General features: G+C 72.5%; 17 protein-coding genes. 2 read left to right on the top strand and 15 right to left on the bottom strand.

What is annotated here, in order from left to right:
• Nucleotides 1-30: 30 nt before the first annotated feature.
• Nucleotides 31-1,389, bottom strand: coding sequence for an ATP-dependent RecD-like DNA helicase (locus tag GVL03_RS17025; protein WP_200847219.1), 1,359 nt, complete (start codon nt 1,387-1,389; stop codon nt 31-33).
• 108 nt (nt 1,390-1,497) lie between these two features.
• Here GVL03_RS17025 and GVL03_RS17020 point away from each other — a divergent pair, with 108 nt between their 5' ends.
• On the top strand, nt 1,498-2,565 hold the full coding sequence (locus tag GVL03_RS17020) for a hypothetical protein (RefSeq protein ID WP_235038211.1): 1,068 nt from the start codon (nt 1,498-1,500) through the stop codon (nt 2,563-2,565).
• A 251-nt stretch (nt 2,566-2,816) separates the two neighbouring features.
• On the opposite strand, the gene GVL03_RS17015 is transcribed toward GVL03_RS17020, so the two are convergent.
• The 5 genes from GVL03_RS17015 to rpmB form a co-directional block, all read right to left on the bottom strand.
• Nucleotides 2,817-4,796 (bottom strand): cytochrome c oxidase assembly protein, encoded by a 1,980-nt coding sequence (locus tag GVL03_RS17015; RefSeq protein WP_159502199.1) that lies wholly within the window; start codon nt 4,794-4,796, stop codon nt 2,817-2,819.
• A 188-nt stretch (nt 4,797-4,984) separates the two neighbouring features.
• Nucleotides 4,985-5,272 (bottom strand): HU family DNA-binding protein, encoded by a 288-nt coding sequence (locus tag GVL03_RS17010; RefSeq protein ID WP_047543944.1) that lies wholly within the window; start codon nt 5,270-5,272, stop codon nt 4,985-4,987.
• A 443-nt stretch (nt 5,273-5,715) separates the two neighbouring features.
• Nucleotides 5,716-6,021: a 30S ribosomal protein S14 gene (rpsN, locus tag GVL03_RS17005; RefSeq protein WP_159502198.1), complete on the bottom strand. Its 306-nt coding sequence runs from the start codon at nt 6,019-6,021 to the stop codon at nt 5,716-5,718.
• A 3-nt stretch (nt 6,022-6,024) separates the two neighbouring features.
• Entirely contained in the window at nt 6,025-6,195 is a 171-nt protein-coding gene (rpmG, locus tag GVL03_RS17000; protein ID WP_159502197.1) for a 50S ribosomal protein L33, read from the bottom strand.
• Nucleotides 6,195-6,431: a 50S ribosomal protein L28 gene (gene rpmB / locus GVL03_RS16995; RefSeq protein WP_019180468.1), complete on the bottom strand. Its 237-nt coding sequence runs from the start codon at nt 6,429-6,431 to the stop codon at nt 6,195-6,197. The genes rpmG and rpmB overlap by 1 nt, the downstream gene beginning before the upstream one ends.
• Nucleotides 6,432-6,772: 341 nt before the next feature.
• On the opposite strand from rpmB, the gene GVL03_RS16990 reads away from it, so the two are divergent.
• The gene (locus tag GVL03_RS16990; protein ID WP_159502196.1) at nt 6,773-11,731 is read left to right on the top strand and encodes an SCO7613 C-terminal domain-containing membrane protein; all 4,959 of its coding nucleotides are present in this window, start codon (nt 6,773-6,775) and stop codon (nt 11,729-11,731) included.
• Between the two features lie 229 nt (nt 11,732-11,960).
• Here the strand turns inward: GVL03_RS16990 and GVL03_RS16985 are convergent, their stop codons facing one another.
• From GVL03_RS16985 to GVL03_RS16945, 9 genes are all read right to left on the bottom strand, one after another.
• Nucleotides 11,961-12,629, bottom strand: coding sequence for a DNA-3-methyladenine glycosylase (locus GVL03_RS16985; protein ID WP_159502203.1), 669 nt, complete (start codon nt 12,627-12,629; stop codon nt 11,961-11,963).
• A gap of 44 nt (nt 12,630-12,673) precedes the next feature.
• A complete protein-coding gene (locus tag GVL03_RS16980) occupies nt 12,674-14,176 on the bottom strand; it encodes a hypothetical protein (RefSeq protein ID WP_235038210.1) in 1,503 nt (500 codons plus the stop codon).
• Nucleotides 14,177-14,198: 22 nt separating this feature from the next.
• Nucleotides 14,199-14,990, bottom strand: coding sequence for a TIGR03943 family protein (locus GVL03_RS16975; RefSeq protein WP_200847218.1), 792 nt, complete (start codon nt 14,988-14,990; stop codon nt 14,199-14,201).
• Nucleotides 14,983-15,909, bottom strand: coding sequence for a permease (locus tag GVL03_RS16970; protein ID WP_159502201.1), 927 nt, complete (start codon nt 15,907-15,909; stop codon nt 14,983-14,985). Before GVL03_RS16970 ends, GVL03_RS16975 begins: the two co-directional genes overlap by 8 nt.
• 100 nt (nt 15,910-16,009) lie before the next feature.
• Nucleotides 16,010-16,423: a Fur family transcriptional regulator gene (locus tag GVL03_RS16965; RefSeq protein ID WP_159502195.1), complete on the bottom strand. Its 414-nt coding sequence runs from the start codon at nt 16,421-16,423 to the stop codon at nt 16,010-16,012.
• 46 nt (nt 16,424-16,469) lie between these two features.
• Complete coding sequence (locus GVL03_RS16960; protein WP_159502194.1) at nt 16,470-17,330, bottom strand: metal ABC transporter permease; 861 nt, start codon at nt 17,328-17,330, stop codon at nt 16,470-16,472.
• Nucleotides 17,327-18,142, bottom strand: coding sequence for a metal ABC transporter ATP-binding protein (locus tag GVL03_RS16955; RefSeq protein ID WP_159502193.1), 816 nt, complete (start codon nt 18,140-18,142; stop codon nt 17,327-17,329). The genes GVL03_RS16960 and GVL03_RS16955 overlap by 4 nt, the downstream gene beginning before the upstream one ends.
• The gene (locus tag GVL03_RS16950) at nt 18,139-19,140 is read right to left on the bottom strand and encodes a metal ABC transporter solute-binding protein, Zn/Mn family (RefSeq protein ID WP_159502192.1); all 1,002 of its coding nucleotides are present in this window, start codon (nt 19,138-19,140) and stop codon (nt 18,139-18,141) included. The genes GVL03_RS16955 and GVL03_RS16950 overlap by 4 nt, the downstream gene beginning before the upstream one ends.
• Nucleotides 19,141-19,565: 425 nt before the next feature.
• Nucleotides 19,566-20,921, bottom strand: coding sequence for a dihydrolipoamide acetyltransferase family protein (locus GVL03_RS16945; RefSeq protein ID WP_159502191.1), 1,356 nt, complete (start codon nt 20,919-20,921; stop codon nt 19,566-19,568).
• Between the last annotated feature and the right edge of the window lie 156 nt (nt 20,922-21,077).

Below are 21,077 nucleotides of genomic sequence, written 5' to 3'. Positions count from 1 at the left end.
ACTCGGGGCGGGCGGCGGGGCGGCGGGGGATCAGGATGCGGCGCCTCGGGCGCTGCGCATGAACCGCTCCACGTCGGGGTCGACGCGCACGTCGGAGGGGCGGAGCGGTCGTGAGAGATACAGCCCGTCGAGCGAGGTGAGGCGTGACAGCGCCACATAGGTCTGCCCGGGCGCGAAGGCGCCCGAACCCATGTCGACGATGGCGCGCTCGTATGTCTTGCCCTGCGACTTGTGGATCGTCACGGCCCAGGCCAGGCGCAGCGGGAACTGGGTGAACTCGGCGACGATCTCGCGGCTCAGCGAGCGGGTCGACGGATGGTACGCGTACCGGAACCTCTCCCACACGGCCGGCTCGACGTCGTGGTCGCGGCCGTCGATCTCGACACGCACCGAGCCGCCGGTGATCCTCACCACCGTGCCGATCGTGCCGTTCACCCAGCGCGGTCCCTCTCCGTAGGGCTGGATGTCGTTGCGCAGGAACATCACCTGCGCGCCGACCTTCAGCTGCAGCTCCGCATCCGCAGGATGGTTCGACTCGCCCCGCCCGAAGTCCCCGCTGATCTCGGCGCGCGCCGTCTGCATGCGCCCGGGGAGAGCTTCGAGGTGCCGCCGGTTGATGGCGTTCACCCGGTCGTTGCGGGTGGCGAGGGTGATGATCGGCGGCTCGTCGGCGGTGGCCTCGGGCGGGCGCCTCGCTCCCGTGTCGTTCAGGATCTTCGCCATGTCGGCCGTCACCTGGCCGTGACGCACGGCGTTCAGCAGGGCCTTGAACCCGGGATCGGCCTGGCGGTGGATGTCGCGCAGCTCGCGGACGTGCAGCTCCGCGCCGTGTCGGCCGAGGTCGACCAGTCCGTCGCCGCTCGCCTCGCCCGCCCAGACGTGCGCGTCGAAGAACCAGAACGATCGGTAGTGGTCGTTCACGTACCTCAGCTCGTCGCCCCGCGGCGGCACGGGCGCGAGCTGGTACGGGTCGCCGAACATGATGACCTGCACGCCGCCGAAGGGCTCCGACCTCTTGCGGCGCGCCTGACGGAGCGACCGGTCGATGCCGTCCATCAGATCGGCGTTGACCATCGAGATCTCGTCGATGACGAGCGTGTCGATGGCGTTGAGGATCCTGCGGGTCGCGTCGGACTGGTCGAGCTCGCTGTTCGCGATGAGCCCGATCGGCAGCTTGAACAGGGAGTGGATCGTCTGTCCCTCGACGTTCAGCGCCGCGACGCCGGTCGGCGCGCACACCGCGATCGTCTTGGCGGTGTGCCGGGCCAGGTGCTGCAGCAGCGTGGACTTGCCGGTGCCCGCGCGGCCCGTGACGAACACGTGCTCCCGGGTCTCCTCGATGAGCCGGAACAGCGCCTCCTGCTCTGCGGAGAGGGCGGGGGTGTTCACCAGACCCATGCTAGGCGGGAGGATGCGGCGCACCGCGTCTTCCACACCCGCGTTCCGCCGGATCGCAACTCCCCGGGTTCTCGCGGAGAGGTTTCCTACACTGGACGGGTGGGTGATGTGTCCGTGGGCGGGGGTGGACGACGTCGTCCGCGCCTGGCGGTCGATCTCAGCATCCTCGCGGTCATCGGCGTGCTGCTGCTGGCCGCTCTCGGCGCCGGCGCGGGCGCCCTGTACCGCGAGTTCTACAGCCCTTCCGCGTTCGTGCTGCGGTATCTCACGATGCTCGAGTCCGGGCGTGCGTCCGACGCCCTCGCGATGCCCGGCGTGGCCCTCGACGGCGCGGAGCTCTCTGCCGCGGGCCTGCCCCCGACCGCATCCGACGCCCTCCTGCGCAGTGCCGCCCTCGGCTCGCTCACCGACGCCACCATCGTCAGCGAGGTGCAGGACGGCGACACGACGATCGTGAAGGCCCAGTACATCGCCGGCGGACACGCGGGCACGACGACCTTCCGGGTCGCCTCGAACGGACTGCTCGGCGTCGCTCCGACCTGGCGGTTCGCGCAGAGCCCGCTCGCGGTGATGAACCTCACGGTCCTCGGCTCGATGAGCTTCGACGTCAACTCATTCCTGCTCGACAAGCGGCAGGTCTCCCCCGACGGAGTGGATGCGGACCCCGTCGCCCCCGTCTCGATGCTGGTGTTCTCGCCCGGCCTGTACTCGATCTCGGTGAAGACGGCGATCTCGGCGACTCCCGGCACCGCCGTGCTCGCCGATGCGCCCATGGTCAACGTCCCCGTGCAGCTGCAGGCCGAGCCGACGGAGGAGTTCGTGTCGGTCGTGCAGGAGCGCGTGGAGGAGTTCCTCACGGCGTGCACGACGCAGCAGGTGCTGCAGCCGACCGGATGCCCCTTCGGGTTCGTCGTGCGCAACCGGGTCGAGGAGCTGCCCACGTGGACGATCGTGCAGCAGCCCGAGATCTCGATCGTTCCCGACGGCGCCGGATGGCGCATCCCCGACACCGAGGCGGCCGCCCACATCGATCTCGAGATCCGCTCTCTCTACGACGGCACGCTCCACGACGTGGCCGAGGATGTGCCGTTCCTCGTCAACGGCACGATCGACGTGCTGCCCGACGGCACGGCCTCCATCCGGCTCGGCGGCTCCGACCTCGGCTGAGCGCGGTCGGGCGCCTGCCTCCGCTCTCCGCCCTCCTCCGCCGCAGTCGCAGTCGCAGTCGCAGTCGCAGTCGAGATGAGGGGAGTCGGGTCAGTGGACTGGCTTGCTGACGACCGGCGAAGGATGCGAGATCTCCCCCTCCGGGGAGATCTCGCATCAGCTGCTCAGGGCCCCTGCGGGGCGCTCCGTGGGGTGGGGAAAGTCCAGGCAATGCGCCTGTTCAACAGAACCGGGGCGGGGAGACTTTCGGGTCAGCGGTTCGCGCGGGCGTCCCTCTCCGCGAGCGCCGCGAGACGGGCGTTGTACTCCTCGAGCTCGGCGTCGTTCGTCCGGTCGGCCTGGCGGTCGCTGCTGCGCTGCATCCGCTCGTCGCTGCGACTCCACTGGATCGCGACCGTGATGCCGAGGATGAGGGCGGGGATCTCTCCGATCGACCAGGCGGCGCCACCCCCGATGTACTGGTCCTCGAGGGGAGTGGGGCCCCAGGTGCGCCCCATCGACCCGAACCATTCGGCGGCGAACAGGCCCGTCTGCATCATGATCGCGACGCCGAAGAACGCGTGGATGGCGATCACGACGCCGAGGGTGAGCAGCCGGAACGCGTGCGGGAAGCGGTACGGCACCGGGTCGATGCCGATGAGCGAGAGCACGAACAGGTACCCCGTGACCAGGAAGTGCACGACCATCCACTCGTGCCCCAGATGGTCGTACAGCGACCAGCGGAAGAGATCGGTGTAGTAGAAGATCCAGAGCGAGGCGACGAAGTTCGCCGCGGCGAAGACCGGGTGCGTCACGACCTTGGAGAACGGCGTGTGCACGGCCCAGAGGATCCACTCGCGCCCGCCCCGCGTGCCGTCGTCGCGCTTGCGGATGGCCCGGAGCGCCAGCGTCACGGGCGAGCCCGGCACGAGCAGCAGCGGGATCGCCATCGTCAACAGCATGTGGCCGAGCATGTGCACGCTGAACAGGTAGTCCTGATAGGCGTTCACCGGACCGCAGGTGACCCAGAGCAGCAGCAGCATCCCCAGCACCCAGAGGATCGTGCGGTAGAGGGGCCAGCGGTCGCCGCGGCGCCGCATCCGCCAGACGCCGGCGAGGTAGAAGAAGAGGCCGAACCCGACCACGAACGCCCAGATGAGGTCGATGTCCCACGAGGTGAACCAGCGGTCGACCGTGAGCTCGGGGGGCACCGGCGAGTCGGTGAGGTACTCGGCGGGCGTCCGCACGGTCGGCGCGGTGGCGTCCGTGGGCGGCGCGGTGCGGGCCAGGGCCGCGGCCGCGCCGCTCGCGACTCCCATCAGGGCGAGCTCGAGGACGATGAGCGTCCAGAAGCGGCGGGATGCCGCATCCGCCGCCATCCGGCCGATGAGCCGCAGCCGGTACCAGGCGCCCAGCAGCCCGAGACCCACCAGCGCCACGATCTTCACGACGAGGATTCCGCCGTAGGGCGTGAGGAGTGCCGGTAGCGACCCGAGCGCCACGGTGGCGCGCACGGTGCCCGAGATCGCGACGACGACGAATGCGGCCAGCGCGATGCTCGAGTACCGGAGGAGCACGTCGATCATCGCCCGCCGCTCCACCGCAGGCCGGACGACGACCAGCAGGAGGAGTCCCCCCAGCCACACCGCCGCGGCGATGATGTGGATCACGAGCGAGACCATGGCGGTGTCGTGGCCCGCCAGATCGCCCGAGTGCCCCTGCGTGCCCATCGGCACGAGAGCGGCCGCCGCGAGGATCGCGACGAGGAACGTCGTGGTCCACGCGCGCACCGCGAAGACGAGCACGGTCAGGGCGGCGCCGGCGACCGTGGTGATGAGCCAGGTGCGACCGAGCTCCACCTCGACGAGGAATCTGCCGAGCTGTTGACCGAAGAGAGCGTCCGCGCTCGGTGCGGCGTTGAAGACGTTGACGAAGGTGAAGAACCCCGTGACGGCCGAGGCCAGGGTGAACACGGCGGCCGAGACGGATGCGGTGTCGAGGGCGATCTCGAACGCCCGGTCGTCGGGCTTCAGGGCGAACAGCGCCAGCACGAGGGCGCCGACCATGCCCGCCGCGGACAGGTTCACGACGAGCTTCGCGACCGGCAGGCCCCAGCGCACGACGGGACCCGCGTCGGCGATGACCAGGGGGGCTGCGCCGCCCCCGTAGAGGAGGGTGGCCACGAGCGCCGCGAACGCCGCGAGGACGAGGACCGCCGGGCCCGCGAAGCGGAGGATGCGGCTCGGGCCCACGCGTCCGGAGGCTCCGCGCGGCGCGTCCGCGCCGTGTGGAGGGGACGTGGGTGGGCCCACGCGTCCGGAGGCTCCGCGCGGCGCGTCCGCGCCGTGTGGAGGGGACGTGGGGATCACCGCTCCAGCCTAGGCGGGAACGCAGAAGGGGGATGCCGTGACGGCATCCCCCTTCGAGGGTCGTACGTCGATTACTTGACGGCGGCCTTCAGCTTCGAACCCGCGGTGACCTTGACGCGCTTGCCGGCGGGGATCTGGATCTCCGCACCGGTCTGGGGGTTGCGGCCGGTGCGAGCCGAGGTCTCGACCTGCTCGAACGCGATCCAGCCGGGGATCGAGACCTTCGAGCCCTTGGCGACGGCCTCGGAGACCGTGGAGAAGAGGGAGTCGAGCACGCTCGACACGGCGGACTGGCTCTGGCCCGTGGCGCTGGCGATGCTCGCGACGAGCTCGGTCTTGGTGATGGACTTGTCGGCCATGTGGTTGTCCTCCAGGCGGCGAGGATCGCCGCTGCTTGACTTCGGCCCGAGGGAGAAACCCTCGGTTGGTCGGATCGACCGTGCACGAATATACCCACGTTCCCCGCGAATCCGCGGATTTACGGGGTTTTTCCTCCGTTCGTGACGGCGTGTCTCGTCAGAAGCGCGCCCAGAGGCACGGATCCGGCGGATGCCGCCCCCATCCGACCCCTCTCCGAGACCCTCCGTCCGCCCCCACGCGCCACGCGCCCACCGCGAGCCGCCCCCGAACCGCGAGACTGCACGTGGGCGCCGAGACAGCGGGGTTACCCCACGGTCTCGGCGCTCCCTTGCAGTCTCGCGGGCCATGAGCCGGGGCCGGGGCCGGACCGGATCCCCGCCGGACACGGCGAAAGGCCCGGGGTTCCGTGCGGAACTCCGGGCCTTTCGGCGGATGCGGGTGCTTACCAGCTGGACTTGGTCACGCCGGGCAGTTCGCCACGGTGCGCCATGTCGCGGAAGCGCACACGCGAGATGCCGAACTTCGTCAGCACACCGCGGGGGCGGCCGTCGATGACGTCACGCGAGCGCAGGCGGACCGGCGAAGCGTTCCGGGGCAGCTTCTGCAGGCCGACGCGAGCGGCCTCGCGCTCCTCGTCGGTCGAGGTCGGGGCGACGAGCGCCTTCTTCAGCTCGGCGCGCTTGGCGGCGTAGCGGTCGACGACCACCTTGCGCTGCTCGTTGCGCGCGATCTTGCTCTTCTTGGCCATGGATCAGCGCTCCTCTCGGAATTCGACGTGCTTGCGGACGACCGGGTCGTACTTCTTCAGCGTGATGCGGTCGGGGTTGTTGCGGCGGTTCTTGCGCGTCACGTAGGTGTACCCCGTGCCGGCGGTCGAGCGCAGCTTGATGATCGGACGGACGTCCTGAGCCTTCTTCGCCATTAGAGCTTCACACCCTTCGCGAGGAGGTCCTTGACGACGGACTCGATGCCGCGCGCGTCAATGACCTTGATGCCCTTCGCCGAGACGTTGAGCTTGATGTTGCGACCCAGCGACGGGACGAAGTAGGTCTTCTTCTGCACGTTCGGGTCGAAGCGGCGCTTCGTCCGGCGGTGCGAGTGCGAGATGTTGTGACCGAAGCCGGGAACCGCTCCAGTCACCTGGCACACTGCTGCCATGGTGATGTCTCCTTCTGTACCGTGAAGCCGGACGGCTCCACCCAAGATCCCTTGTCTGCGCCCAGCTCTCACCGGGTCGTTTCCGACCTGGAGGAGAGGGAGGGGCACGTACTGCGCGCTGGAGTGCGCGCAGACAAGCGATCAGTCTAGCATCCCTCCGCGTGTCGCCTTGACGCGCCGCCGACGCGGATGCGGCTCGGCCGAGGGCGCTGACCCGTCCACACGCACGAATCCGGCTGACGCTCTGTCCACACCTTCGCGTTGCGGTCCGACGGCGACCGCCCGGCGATGGCACGATGAGCCCGGGGCGCGAACCCCATCGACGCTGACCGGGGGACCAGATGACCGACACCCGTGACGGCGCAGGCCGTTGGCCGGCCTCGCCCGCCGACCTCGCCGATGCCCATCGCTGCCCGGCCTGCTTCCACATCGTGTCGCAGCCGGTGTGCACGGGATGCGGCCTGCACCTCGCGGACCCGCGTCTGGCGCAGGTGCTCGAGATCGGGCGCGCCATGCTCGTCGCCGAGCAGGAGCGTCAGGCGATCATCATCGGCGTGCGCACGAGCGCGGCGGCACCGGCACCGGCAACGGCGGCGGCAGCAGCAGCAGGACCACGCGAGCAGAACGCGGCGGAGACGGATGCGGCGGCCATCGGGCCGGCCGCCGCTGCGCCGATCCCGCCTCGACCCGCGATGCCTCCCGTGCCGCCGCCCGCCGTGGCGCCCGCCGGCGCGGCATCGGAGTCGGCCGTGCCGGACCCGGGCCTCACCCTCCACGATCGCGCCGCATCCGCTGCCACCCCGATCGAGCGCGACCCGCGGGCAGCGGGGCTCTCACCCGTCGGAGCGCCGGCCCGGGGACCGGCGGGCGCCACCGCGCCGGCCGTCGCCGAGCGCACGCGGCGACGGCTGACCGTTCCGGTTCTGCTCCTGATCGTCGGCGTGTCCCTCGTCGGCATCGCCGCGATCTTCTTCGTGCTGCTGGCCTGGTTCGTCGCGGGCATCGCGCTGCGCGCCGTCATCGTCGGGGTCGTGACCCTCGCGACGATCGCGGCGGCATCGCAGCTGCGCCGCCGCGGACTCACCGCGACGGCGGAGGGCATCGCGGTGCTGGGCGTGGTGCTGCTCGGCCTCGACGCCTGGGCGGTGCGCGCCAACGATCTGCTCGGCAGCGGTGCCTCCCAACCCGCGGTGTGGGCGGGTGCGTCCGCACTCGTCGTCGCGGTGCTGTGCCGCGTATGGGCCGGACTCTCACGTCTGCGCGCGCCCGATCTCACGGCGGCCGTCGCCCTGCCCGCCGGGCTCGGGCTGCTGATCGGCGGCGGACTCGCCCTCGGCCCGGGCGAGGCGATCACCGCGGGGTTCCTCGGCGCGGCCGCCGGCGGACTCGTGCACGCGCTGCCCGCGCCGTGGTCGGCCGCCCGACGACGGCCCGACGCCGCCGCGGAGCGTGTGGTGCTCGCCGCCGCCGGCGTCGCAGCGCTCGCCCTCGCCGCGGGCGTCGGCGTGCTCGCGACCACCGGGATCGGCACCCTGATCTGGCTCACCGTCGGCGTCACGGTGCTCGGCGCGGCGCACGCCGTGCTGCTGCGACCGCGCGACGTCGCCGAGCTGCCCGCCGCCGGGGTGCTGCGAGCGACATCGGCGAGCATCGCCGCGTTCATCGCCGCCACGATCGGGTGGCAGCTCACGGCCCGGGGCGACAGCGTGGCCTTCGTCGCCCTGATCGCACCCCTCGCCGCGGCGGTCGTCGCCGTCGCGCTGGACCGCGCGCGGGCACGCGTCCCGTGGCTCGCTCCCGCGGCGCTCACGGCGGGCATCGTCGGCGTGCTCTCGATCGCCGCCGTGCTGATGTCCTGGTCCGGGTTCGCCCTTCTCGCTATCAGCGGCGACTGGATCCCGTGGCGGACGGATGCGGTCGCCACACCTCTCACCGACCTCACCGCTCCCCTGCTCGCCGTGACCGCCGCGCTGATCGTCGCGCCCCTGCTGTTCGTCGCGCCGACCCTGCGTCGCCCCGTGGTGCGCGAGGTGCTGCCCGTGATCGCGGCGCTGCTGCTGCTCTCGGCGATCGCGCGCACCGCGGTGCCCCTGGCGATCGTCGTCACGGGCGCCCTCGTCGCGGCGGCGTCGCTCGTGGCGCTTCGACGCACCTCGGCGCGGCGCGGCTGGATCGCCGCCGGGCTGGTCGGAGCGGGAACGGCCTACCTCGCGGGCATCGCCGCGCCCTGGCTGTGGCTCGTCGCGATCGCGATCGCCGTGCTGCTGCCGATCGGACAACGGATGGCGAGCCGCGCGACCGGCGCCGCCGCCGTCGCGTTCGCGCTCGCACCGGTGGGCGGGCTCGTCGTCTCCGCGGTCGTGGCGCCCGGCGCTCTCGCCTCGGTCGTCGAAGCAGGCGAGGTCGTCGGGCCCGGTGGCGGGACCAGCGTCGTGTTCGTGCTGATGCAGTGGGTCGCGCTCGCGACGATCGGGGCGGCGACAGCGCTGCGCGTGGACGGCGCGAGTCGCACCGCACTCGCTCTGGCCGCGGTCGCGGCGGCTGCGGTCGGGGTGGGCGCCGGCGCCGGCGCCGGTACGTCGGAGCTCGCGCGCGCAGGGCTGCTCGAGCCCGCGCTCGGGATTCCGCGCGGCATCCTTCTCCTGCTGGCCTTCGGCGTCGTGGCGATCGGGCGCACGCGCATCGCGGCGGGGCCCGCGCTCGCCGCCGCCGCACTCGTGGCGCCCCTCGGCGTCGCCACGGCGCACGCGATCGTGCAGACCGCATCCGGTGCCGTCGACGTGAGGGGAGAGCCCCTCGTCCTCGCCGCCACCGCCGCCGTGTTCGTCTTGGCGGCAGCCGTCGTCGGCGCTCGGCGCACCGACGCGGCCTCGGCACGCACCCGTCTCGCCGTCGACCTGGGCGCGCTCGTCGCCACGCTCGCCGTGGTCGCACTCGCCGTGGGCGCGCCGATCTTGCCCGAGCTCCGGGGGGCGCTTCTGGCCGTCATCGGCGTCGGCATCGCGGGCGCGTCGGCGACGCGGGGCTGGGCCGCGCCCGGTCCGACGACCGTCGCCGGCTTCCCTGCGACGAGGGCGCCGGGAGCGCCGCTCGCCCAGGCGCCCCGCCGACTGCTGGCATGGCCGCTCTTCGGCGCCCTGACCGCCGCGCTCTGGCTCTGGCTGGACAGCACCTGGCCGACGGCCGCTGTCGAGGCGTACGTCGTCGGTCCCGCCGCGGGTCTCGTGCTGTTCGCCGGACTGCTCGTGTGGCTGCGCCGCCTGCCCGAGTCGGCCCTTGCCACCGGCCTCGGGTTCACGCTGGGTCTGGGCACGCTCGCTCTCGTCGCGTGGCCCGATGCGGGCCTCCGGGGCGGCATCGTCGCGCTGCTCGCCGCGGGCGCCGGAATCGCCCTGACCGTCACCCCCGTGCGCCGCGTCGTCCCCGTCGCGATCGTCGGTGCGAGCGTCTCGCTCGCGGCGCTCACGATCGTCGCGACCGGACGCGCCCTGTCCGGAGAGCCGGGCGACGGCCTCTGGCTCGCAGCGACGATGGCCGTCACGTTGGTCTGCGCGGCGGGCCTCGTGCGCCCCGTGCGCCAAGCCGCGCGGAACGATCTGCCGCAGACCGAAGTGGATCTCTGGAATGCGGCGGGCCTTCGCTTCGGCCATATCGCGCCGCCGGTGGCCCTCGCGATCACGGGCCTCACCGCCATCGTCACCGCCCTGTTCCGCGACGACCTCGCGGTCGCGGCGGGCACTCTCGTCGTCGCGCTCGGCCTGCACCTCTCCGCCGCGGCGCAGGGCCGCATCCCGCTCGACGCGCCCCTGCGGTGGACGGCCGCGGGCGTCGGCGTGGTCGCGAGCGCGGTGTTCGCGGTCTCGGGTGTGGTGGACGAGGTCGAGATCGTGAGCGTTCCGCTCGGGTTGACGCTGCTGGGCGGTGCCGCCCTCGCGGCGCGACGCCCGGAGCGATCAGCGGCCGTCGAGCGGATGGTGTGGCTCACCGGTCTCGCGGTCGCGACCGTTCCGAGCATCGTCGCCCCGGCCGACCCGCTGCGCGTCTGGCTGGTCATCGGCCTCACCCTCGTGGCCGCGCTGGCGCTCGTGCACGTGCCCGTCCCCGACGTGGCAAGGCTGAGAAGCCCGTCCGCCATCGTGCTCACCGCCGTCGCGCTCGCGGTCGCCGCACGGTCGACGGGCGCCGTCGACGCGCTCCCGGAGCTCGCGGCGGTCGTCGCCGGCGTGGGCGCGATCGCGGTCGCCGCGGGACTCGTCCGCACGAGCACACGCGACCGCGATCCGGTGCCGCCCCTCGTCGCCGCAGCAGGCACGACGTTCGTCGTCCTCACGGTGGCGCTGCGCCTCGACGGCGATCTGCCCCCGACCGTCATCGCGACGGTCGGGGGCGGGCTGGTCGGGATCGGTGCGGCGACGCTGCTCGGGTCGCCGCGATGGTTCGGTTTCGCCGCGGTCCTCGCCGTCGGCGGCGGATTGACGGCGAGCATCGCCGCCGGGGTGCGGGGCGCGCACGTCGTCGCACAGTCCGCGGGGGCGGCGAGCGCGGAGCCCGAGCTGTGGTCGTCCGCCGGGCTCGCGATCGTCGCGGCGATCGTGGTCGTCGCGCTCCGCGCGTCCTCCGCGCGCGTGGTCGGCCTCGCGGGCGGCGTCCTGCTGTCGGGGGCGCTCCTCGTGTTCGCCGTCGCCGAGCTCGCGCTGGTCCACGGCGACCTCGCGCCGTGGCGGATGCTGCTGACCATGACAGTGCTGAGCCTCGGCGGCGCGGCCGGATGGGGGTGGCGCGCACGTCTCGGCGTCGTCCCGCTCATCGTCGCGGCGATTCTCGGCGTGTCCGCCGCGGTCGTCGCGGTGCTGTCCGGAACCGGCCCGGCCGAGGCGGTGACGGTGCCGCCGGCCCTCGTCGGTGCCGCGGTCGGCGCCTTGCGGATGCGGTCGGACCCGCAGCTGCGCTCGTGGCCGGCGCTCGGCCCCTGGCTCGGCCTGCTCATGCTGCCGTCGCTCGCGTACGACCTCGCCGACGACGCCGAGCTCTGGCGCATCGTCGGTCTGGGCGTCGTCGCGCTCGCGCTCGTGATCGTCGGGGCCGTCGGCCGCCTGCAGGCGCCCCTCGTGCTCGGGTCGGCCACGCTGCTCGTGCACGCCGTGGCACAGCTCTGGCCCTGGATCGCCGCCGCATACGTCGCCGTCTGGTGGCTCTGGCTGGGACTGGGCGGTGCGGCGCTGATCTTCCTCGCCGCACGCTACGAGAAGCGGATGCGAGCGATCCGGGGCGCCTTCACCGCCGTTCGCGCGCTGCGCTGACACACCCTCCCACGCGAGACGGGCGGTGCGGCCTGAATCCAGGGCAGGTGAGCGAGGAATGCGGCGCAGGCCCCGTGAGGGGCCTCGCCTCGGCTACTCCGCACCCTGGCGGCCGGATCGCGTCGAGGCTGCCGCATCCGCACAGGAGATATCCGCTGCACAGGACGAGAGACCGACGAACGTCCCGTGCAGCGGATATCTCCTGTTCTCGACGTGCACCGTCACCCCGTCAGACCGGGCCGGCGCCGCGCCCCCACCGGAACGGCGAGACCGTGGGGTCGCCGGGGATCCAGAACCGCCAGGGGAACGCGGCCGTGCCCGCGACACCCGCCACCCCGACCCGCGGCCCGGAGGCGTACGGGCCGACCGGCTCGGCCGGCAGGAACAGTCGCGCGACGGCCCCTGCATGCTCGGCGCCGGTCACCGCGTCGATGCCGTCGTGCACCGGATGCCGCAGGCCCGAGGCGTCGCCGAGCCGTCCGGGTCCGCGCGCGACATCCCGCGGCGTGCGCACGACACCGCGCTCAGCTCGGCGGCGGAGGGCCGCATCCGCCCCCTCGACCACCTCGCCGCCGCGAAGCAGCACCCCGCCGGCCACGCCGTCCGGCCCGCACACCACGTTCACGCACGAGTGGATGCCGTGGCTGAGGTACACGTAGAGATGCCCGGGCTCGCCCCACATCGTGGCATTGCGGGCCGTGCGCCCCATCCGCGCGTGCGAGCCGGGGTCCGGGACATCCCCGGTGCCGGCGCCGTGGTACGCCTCGACCTCGGTGATGCGGACGACCACGCGCTCCCCGCCGACGACCGTCTCCAGCCGCGCGTCGAGCAGCCGCGGCGCGACCTGCAGCGGCGTCGGTGCGAGTGCCTCGCGGGTCGCGGCGACGTGGGCGCTCATCGGCGGTGCCCCGGCAGGCGCACGGTCGACGCCGTCGGCACGGCTCATCGCAGCGGCACCTGACACCACGAGATGGCGAAGGCGTCGAGGCTCGACACCTCCGCGCCCGCATCGTCGAGGTCGATGATGTGCGTCTCGACGCGCTCGGGCAGCGGCAGGTCGTAGGACGTGTCGTAAGGATTGGCCACCGCATCCGGCTGCACGAGCACCGCGGCATACCGCCCCGACGGCGACACGCACGTCTGCAGCAGCGCCGCCGTGCCCTGCACCGAGAAGACCGGCTCCGCAGCGCCGTCCTCGGCGACGCGGTAGATCGTCGTACCGCCCTCGCTCGACTCATCCGCCGAGGCGGTGTACTGCCGCAGCGACTCGCCGCCGGCCATCGGCACGATGCCGCCGAGATAGCCGCTCGCCCCGGTCGCGGCCACCAGGGGCGTCTCGCTGCCATCGGTGAGATCGACGTCGTAGAGACCGTCGGCCCGCAGCACGACCGCGGTCGTCGAGCCCCGCGCGATCCCCTCGAGCTGCGCCGCCGATCCGAGGTCGACCGGATCGGCGCCTCCGGCGGCGGTGAGCAGCATCCTGCCCTCGAACGTCAGCAGCAGCAGGCTGTCGGTCTCGGGCACGAACCGCCACTGCGCCGCACTCGCCGGCGCGCCCGCGACATCGATGCGCGTGGGCTCCGCATCCGAGTCCGCCGCCTTCAGCGAAGCGATGTAGAGCACGCTCGCCTGCGCTCCGGGCGCCGTCATGTCGGGGTCGGTGTACGTGTAGCCGATCGCCTCGCCGCGGTCGGCGGTCTGCAGGTCCTGCACCGGGCCGTCGCCCGGGAGGGGCAGCGTGCGCGCGCCCTGGCCGTCGGCGTCGGTCACGATCAGCTGGGGCGCGCCGTCGTCGTCCTGCACCGACATCACGAGGTGCTGCGCGGTCGCCCGGAAGTCCTCGATGTGCGGATGCGTGAAGACGGGCACCGCGTCCTCGCCGTCGAGCCCCGTGCGGAACACCGTGTCCCCGTCGTCGCCGCGCTGCAGCAGGTACACCTCGAGCGCGGGCGTGCGGAAGGTCTGGGTGAGCGTCGAGCTCGTGCTCGACCCGACGCCGGTCACCCCCTCGACCGTGACGGTGTAGTCCGTGTCGTCGCGCAGCGGCAGCGCGAACCGGATGCCGACGCTCCGCCCCGAGGTCTCGACCGAGACCTCGGCGGCAGGTGTCACGGTCACCTGCGCCGAGTCGATGTCGGCGAGCGACTGGCTCGTGGTGAGGATCAGACGCGAACCGGTCGTCGACACCGCCGCCTCGGGATCGAACTGCACCGCGGTCACGCGCGGTCCCTGCACGGCGCCGACCAGACCCGCCGCGGCGCCGACCAGGGCGAGAGCGGCCAGCACGATGCCGAACGACAGCAGGTAGCCGTGGCCACGACGGCGCTTCGCCTGCTCCCGCCGCGAGGGGCCGTCGGGCGCGGCGCGGCGCTCGGCGCGAGGGGAATCGGCCGAGGCGAGGGGATCCGACGCCGAGGCGTCCTCGTCCCGGCCGATTCGCCTCATCCGACGAGAGCCGGACGAGCCCTCAGTACTCATACGGGTCCCCGGGCTCGTCGATCGGTGTGACCTCGCTCGCGACGATCGCGAGCTCGCCGGAGGTCGAGCTGCGCACGACCCCCGTGATCTCGACCCACTGCCCGGTGGCCGGCGCGCGCCGATCGCTCGTGATCGTGAGGCTCGCCGGCTGCGCGTCGATGACGCAATGCGTGATCACCAGGCGCGACAAGTCGAACCCGCCGTCCGCATCCGCGCTGACGAAGCCGGTCAGCGTCACGGCGTCGCCGTCGAAGGCCTCCGGGTTCGTCGCGGTGGCGAACACGCTCGCCCAGTCGCCCACCCCGAACGTCGAGGTGTCGCCGCTGGCGGCGAGGGTCACCGCATCCGATCCGGCGAACAGCGGAGGGGCGCCGACGTCGCGGGATGCGGCGAGCTCTGCCGACAGGGACGCCGGCGGCAGCACCAGCATCCCCAGCACGATGCCCGACGCCAGGACTCCCCCGGCGACCGTCGCGACGCGGGACGGCGTCAGCGGTGCTGCCCGGCGGGCCGCGCCGTGCTCGTGACCGTCTGCATGATCGTGCCCGCGCGCACCGCCGTGGTCGTGCCCGTGATCGGCCTCGCCGCCGAGCGGCACGAGGAAGCTCAGCACCGTGCCGACCAGCACGACGATCGACATCCCGACCGCGAACCAAGCCGACTCGGGGTTGATGTAGAGCGCGATGCGCCCGGTCGCGGCGAGCACGACCGTGATGACGGCGACGGATGCGGCCAGCCCCACGCCGAGCCAGCGGTGTCCGATCCAGCGGGTCCTAGACAAGGAGGTTCACCGCCGCTCCGAGTGCGAAGGAGAACAGCAGCACGATCGCGACGATGCCGACGAGCGCGCGGGTCGTGAAGGTCGTGCGCAGGAGCGCGATCATCTTCACGTCGACGAGCGGCCCCGTCACGAGGAACGCGACGAGCGACCCGGGTGTGAAGGTCGAGGCGAACGACAGGGCGAAGAACGCGTCGACGTTCGAGCAGATGGCCACGACGATCGCGAGCGTCATCATCGCGACGATCGAGAGCACCGGGTTCGAGCCGATCGCGAGCAAGGCGTCGCGCGGCACCAGCACCTGCACGGCGCCGGCGAGCGCCGAACCGATCACGAGCGCCGGCATCACGGCGCGCAGCTCCACGATGAACTGGGCGAGGCTGCGGCGGCCGCGGCCTCCCGGCTCGTCGGCGACGATCAGGCATGCGTCGCGGAACCGGTCGGTGAGCAGCGCATCGGGCGACGGATGGCGGCTGTACAGCCAGCCGATGAGGTTGGCGACCGCGTAGCCGCCGAGGAGACGGGCCACGAGGATGCCGTCGCTGAACCCGAAGGCCTGGTGCGTGGTGATGATCACGATCGGGTTCACGATCGGCGCCGCGATGAGGAACGTGAGCGTCTCGGGCACCGTGAACCCGCGCATGAGGAGCCCGCGCGCGAACGGGACGTTGCCGCACTCGCAGACCGGGATCACCATCCCGAGCAGCGACAGCACGGCCCGCCGGGCCCACGCGCGCCGCGGCATCCATCGTTCCAGCAGGCCCGGCGGCACCCAGACCTGGACGAGGATCGAGAGCACGACGCCGAGCGCGACGAACGGCAGCGACTCGATCAGCACGCTGAGGGCCAGGGTGACGCCGTCCTGCAGCCGGGTCGGCACGTCGCCAGGCAGAAGACCCGGCGCGAGGACGTCGACGAGCATCAGGGCGGTGACGGCGAGGATGCCGATCCCGAGGGCGATGAGCGTCCGGCTGCCGCGCGGGCGGATCCGCACCGTCGCGGGTATGCGCACGCGGTCCGGACTAGTCCGCGACACGCTCTCTCGCCCGCGCCGTCGCGCACGGGGTGCACAGACCGAAGATGTCCACGATGTGCTCGGCCTCGGTGAAGCCGTTCGCCGCCGCGGTGCGCTGGGCCCACTGCTCGACCTCGGACGCCTCGATCTCGATCGTCAGCCCGCACGAGCGGCAGATCAGGTGGTGGTGGTGCCCGCTCGTCACGCACGCGCGATAGAGGTTCTCGCCCTCGGGGCTCTGCAGGGAGTCCGCGTTGCCCTCCGCCGCGAGCCCGGCGAGGGCGCGGTAGACGGTGGCGAGGCCGATGCCGGTGTTCTCGTCGCGCAGCCGGGCGTGCAGCGACTGGGCGCTGACGAAGCCCTGCGCGTCGGACAGTGCCTCACGGACGCGCTCGCGCTGCCACGTGTTGCGCTGAGCCATGGCCGGGAGTCTACCGTCGGCGCCTGGCAGCGGGCCGGGGGTGCGCTCAGGCGGCACGGGTCACTCGGTCGCGGCGCGCGCCGACCAGACGGCAGACGAGGTAGATCACGAACGAGATCGTGGTGATGTACGGGCTCACCGGCAGCGTGCCCGCGATCGCGAGCAGGATGCCGCCGACCGCCGAGACCACGCCGAACAGCGCCGCGAGCAGCGGCACCGCGACGGGTCCCGTCGACACGCGCATGGCCGCGGCGGCGGGCGTCACCAGCAGCGCCATCACGAGGAGAGCCCCGATGATGTGCACGGCGACCGCCACGATGAGGCCGAGCAGCAGCATGAACCCGAGCGAGATCCAGCCGGTCGGCACCCCGCGCGCGGCCGCGGACTGAGGGTCGAGCGAATCGAAGCGCAGCGGACGCCAGATCACGAGCAGCCCGACGAGCACGATCGCGCTGATGACCACGAGCACGCCGAGCTGGCCCGACTGCACCGACACGATCTGACCCGTGAGCAGGCTGAACCGATTGGCGCTCCGGCCGTTGTAGAGCGAGAGGAACAGGATGCCGAGGCCCAGGCCGAACGGCATCAGCACGCCGATGATCGAGTTGCGATCGCGGGCGCGGGCGCCGAGCCATCCGATCAGCCCGGCCGCGATCACCGAGCCGACGATGGACCCCGTCACGACGTCGAAGCCGAGCAGCAGCGCGGCGGCGGCGCCGGCGAAGGAGAGCTCGCTGATGCCGTGCACCGCGAACGCCATGTCGCGCTGCATCACGAACACGCCGATCAGTCCGCCGACCACGCCGAGCACGGCGCCGGCCCACACGGAGTTCTGCACCAGGGCGAGGATCTCCCCGTACTGCGCGGCGCCGCCGAAGAGTGCGTTCGCGATGTCGTCCCAGTTCACCCGTGCACCTCGTCGTGGTGGTGGTGCGCCGCCTCGGCGTCGGGCGCGCCGACGACCACGAGCCGCCCGCCCGCCCGCAGCACGTGCACGGGCGCCCCGTACAGGTCGCTGAGCACGCGCGAGTCGAGCACCTCGTCCGGAGTGCCGAGGGTGAAGGCCCCGTTCGCCAGGTACAGGATGCGGTCCACCGCGCTGAGGACCGGGTTGATGTCGTGCGTGACCAGCAGCACGCCCGCATCCGTCTCGCGTCGGTGACGGTCGATGAGGCCGACGACGGCCCGCTGGTTCGCGAGGTCGAGACTCGTCAGCGGCTCGTCGCACAGGAGCAGCCGCGGGTCGTCCGCCAGCGCCTGCCCGACGCGCAGGCGCTGCTGCTCGCCGCCCGAAAGCATCCCGACCGGCCGGTCGGCGAACCCCTCGGCGCCGACGGCGACGACCAGCTCGTCGACCCGGTCTCGGTCGCCGTGGCGCGGCACGGGGAGGCCGAAGCGGTGGCCGTCCACGCCCAGGGCGACGAGGTCGCGGCCGCGCATCGAGGTGTCGCGCGGAAGCGGACGCTGCTGCGGGATGTAGCCGATGCGGCGGTTGCCGGCGCGGCGCACCGGCTCGCCCAGCGCCTCGATGCGGCCCGAGCTCAACCGGTCGAGCCCGAGGATCGCACGCAGCAGCGTGGTCTTGCCCGCCCCGCTCGGTCCGAGCACGGCGATCAGCTCGCCCGGGGCCACGGTGAGATCCAGCCCGCTCCACAGGTCACGTCCGCCGCGACGAAGCGCGGCGGACGTGATGACGAGCGGGCTCCCGCCCGGGGTCACGGCGTGAGCGCCCCGGCGAGGTCCTCGATGTTCTGCTGCATCCACTGGATGTAAGTCTGACCCTCCGGGAGCGTTTCCGAGAACTCGAGCACGGGAATGCCCGCCTCGCCGGCCGCGTCGATAACCTGGCTGGTCTCGGCGCCGCCGGTCTGCGCGTTCGCGATGACGACCCGCACGTCGCCCGAGCGCACCGCGTCCAGCGCTTCGAGAAGTGTGGCGGGGGCGACGTCCTGGCCCTCCTCCACGGCCTCGCTGAATGCGGACGGCGTCGCGTCGACGAGCCCGGCACCGGCGATGAGGTAGCCCGGCACCGGCTCGGTCGCGAAGACCTGCTCGCCCGCGTGCGCGGCGTCGATCTCCGCGAGGCTCGACTCGAGCGCGGCGATCTCGTCGACGAAGGCCTGCGCGTTCGCCTCGAAGTCGGCGGCGCTGTCGGGAAGCTGGGCCGAGAGCTCGTCGGCAATCGCCTCGGCGACGTGCTCGATCGTGTGCGGGTCGTACCAGACGTGCTCGTTGAACCCCTCGATGTGGGTGTGCTCGTGGTCGTCGTCCGCGTGCTCCTCCTCGGCGTGGGGGCTCTCCTCGAGCTCGTCCGTCGTGTGCTCGTCGGCCTCGGTGCCCGGCCAGTCGTGCGAGTACTCTGCGGCGACGATGACCGGGGCCTCGGAGCCGCTGGCCTCGATGAGCGCGTCCATGAACGCGTCGTAGCCGCCGCCGTTCTCGACGATGAGGTCGGCCTTCTGCACCGTCAGCTGGTCGGCGGCGGTGGCCTCATAGCCGTGCGGGTCCTGCGCGGCCGACGTGATGATCGCGGTGACCTCGGCGGCGTCTCCGGCGATCTCCTGGGCGATCTGCCCGTAGACGTTCGTCGAGGCGACGATCGTGAACGCGGCGTCGTCGGTGGCGGCGGCATCGCCGCTCCCCGCGCATCCGGCGAGGACGAGGGCGGATGCCGCGGCGAGGGCGGGCGCGACGATAAGGCTTCGGGTCTTCGGCATGGGACGATTCTATGACTACTGATAATCGTTATCAAAATTGGCGGTACCGTGATGCCGATGAGCCTCGGCCTGCGGCGGCGGCCGCATCCCTCCTGTCATGGCGACAGTTCCCCGCGACGGCGCTCCAGTCCTGTGATGGCGCCCGAAACGGATGGCGCCAGCACAGGCCTGTGGCGCCACGACAGGATGGTGGCGCCCCCGCAGGAAGAGACCACCACCGCAGAATGGTGCGGCCGACGCGGGGCGCTGTAGCCCCACCCGCAAGCGAGGCCTGCCACACCACGACATGGCGCCTGTTTCCTGCGAGGGCCCCGAAAAACCCGGCACCACCACAGGATGAAGCAGCCACCACAGAAATTGTGGCGCCCCTGCAGGAAAAGACGCCACCCCAGGACGCCACCGCCACCGCAGAACGCCGGCGCGGCCTACTCCACGAGCAGGGCGGGCTCCTCCAGCACCGCGGCGACGTCGGCGATGAACCGGCTCATGCCGTCGCCGTCGATCACGCGATGGTCGAACGACCCGGCGACCGTCGTCACCCAGCGCGGACGCACCTCGCCGTCGACGACCCACGGCTTCTGGCGGATGGTGCCCATCGCCACGATGCCCGCCTCGCCGCGGTTGATGATCGGGGTGCCCGCATCCATCCCGAACACGCCGATGTTCGTGATCGTGATGGTGCCGTTCTGCTGGTCGGCGGGAGAGGTCTTGCCCTCGCGCGCGGTCAGCGTGAGCTTCTCCAGCGCCCGGGCGAGCTCGCGCATGCTGAGGTCCTGGGCGTCCTTGATGTTCGGGACGAGCAGCCCGCGGGGCGTCGCGGCGGCGATGCCGAGGTTGACGTAGTGGTGCAGACGGATCTGCGCCCCGTCCTCCCCGTCGATCCACGCCGCGTTCACCATCGGCGTGCGCCGGACGGCCCAGATCACCGCGCGGGCCACGATCAGCAGAGGCGACACCTTGATGTCGGCGAAGTCCGGCGAGGCCTTCAGGCGCTTGACGAGCTCCATCGTGCGGGTGGCGTCGACATCCGTCCACACCGACACGTGCGGAGACGAGTACGCCGACTGCACCATGCTCGAGGCGACCGCCTTGCGGACGCCCCGCACGGGGATGGACTCCTCGCGCGCACCGTCCGCACCGTTCGCCGATGCATCCGACGCCGCGGGCGCACCGGATGCAGGCTCCGCGGCAGGCTCCGCGACGGGGATCGTCTCCTCGCGCACCTCGGGCCACTCCGGTGTCTCGATGTTGCGGAACACGCTCGCCTGCGAGGCGTGGCGCACGACGTCGTCGCGAGTGACCTCGCCCGCCGGGCCGCTGGGGGTGACAGACGCGAGATCGACGTTCAGATCGCGGGCGAGCTTGCGGATCGGCGGCTTCGCGACGACCCCGACGGATGCCGCGACGGGCCGCTCGGCGGGCTTGCGCCGGCGCGACGACACGTGCCCGGCGGCGCCGTATCCGACGAGCACCGAACCGCCGCCCTCCGGCTCGGCCGTGGCGGGAGCGGCGCTCGCGACGGAGCTCTCGGCGGGAGCGGACGCATCCGCGATCGTGATGATCGCCGCGCCGACCTCGACCGTCGTGCCCTCGGGGACGAGGAGGTCGCCGACGACGCCGGAGTAGGGCGAGGGCAGCTCGACGAGCGACTTCGCGGTCTCGATCTCGACGAGCACGTCGTTCACCGAGACCTCGTCTCCGGGCGCGACCCGCCAGGAGACGATCTCGGCCTCGGTCAGCCCCTCCCCGACGTCGGGGAGATGGAAGGTCTGGTCGCTCATGCGAGCTCCTTTCGCCGGGCGCCTGGGCCGAGAGACGGGATCTTCGCGTCGAGGCTGCGGGACGAACCCACTGTCTCGGCGGCCGACCGGGCCCACGCCGCCGGAGGCTCCGCCCCCGCGGCGCGGGGGTGAAGGGGCGGCGGGGGCTGTCTCGCG

It is taken from the genome of Microbacterium sp. 18062, assembly GCF_902706225.1.
Classification (GTDB): domain Bacteria; phylum Actinomycetota; class Actinomycetes; order Actinomycetales; family Microbacteriaceae; genus Microbacterium.
Note: the sequence above shows the minus strand (reverse complement) of the source record. Positions and strands in the feature narration are given on the sequence as shown.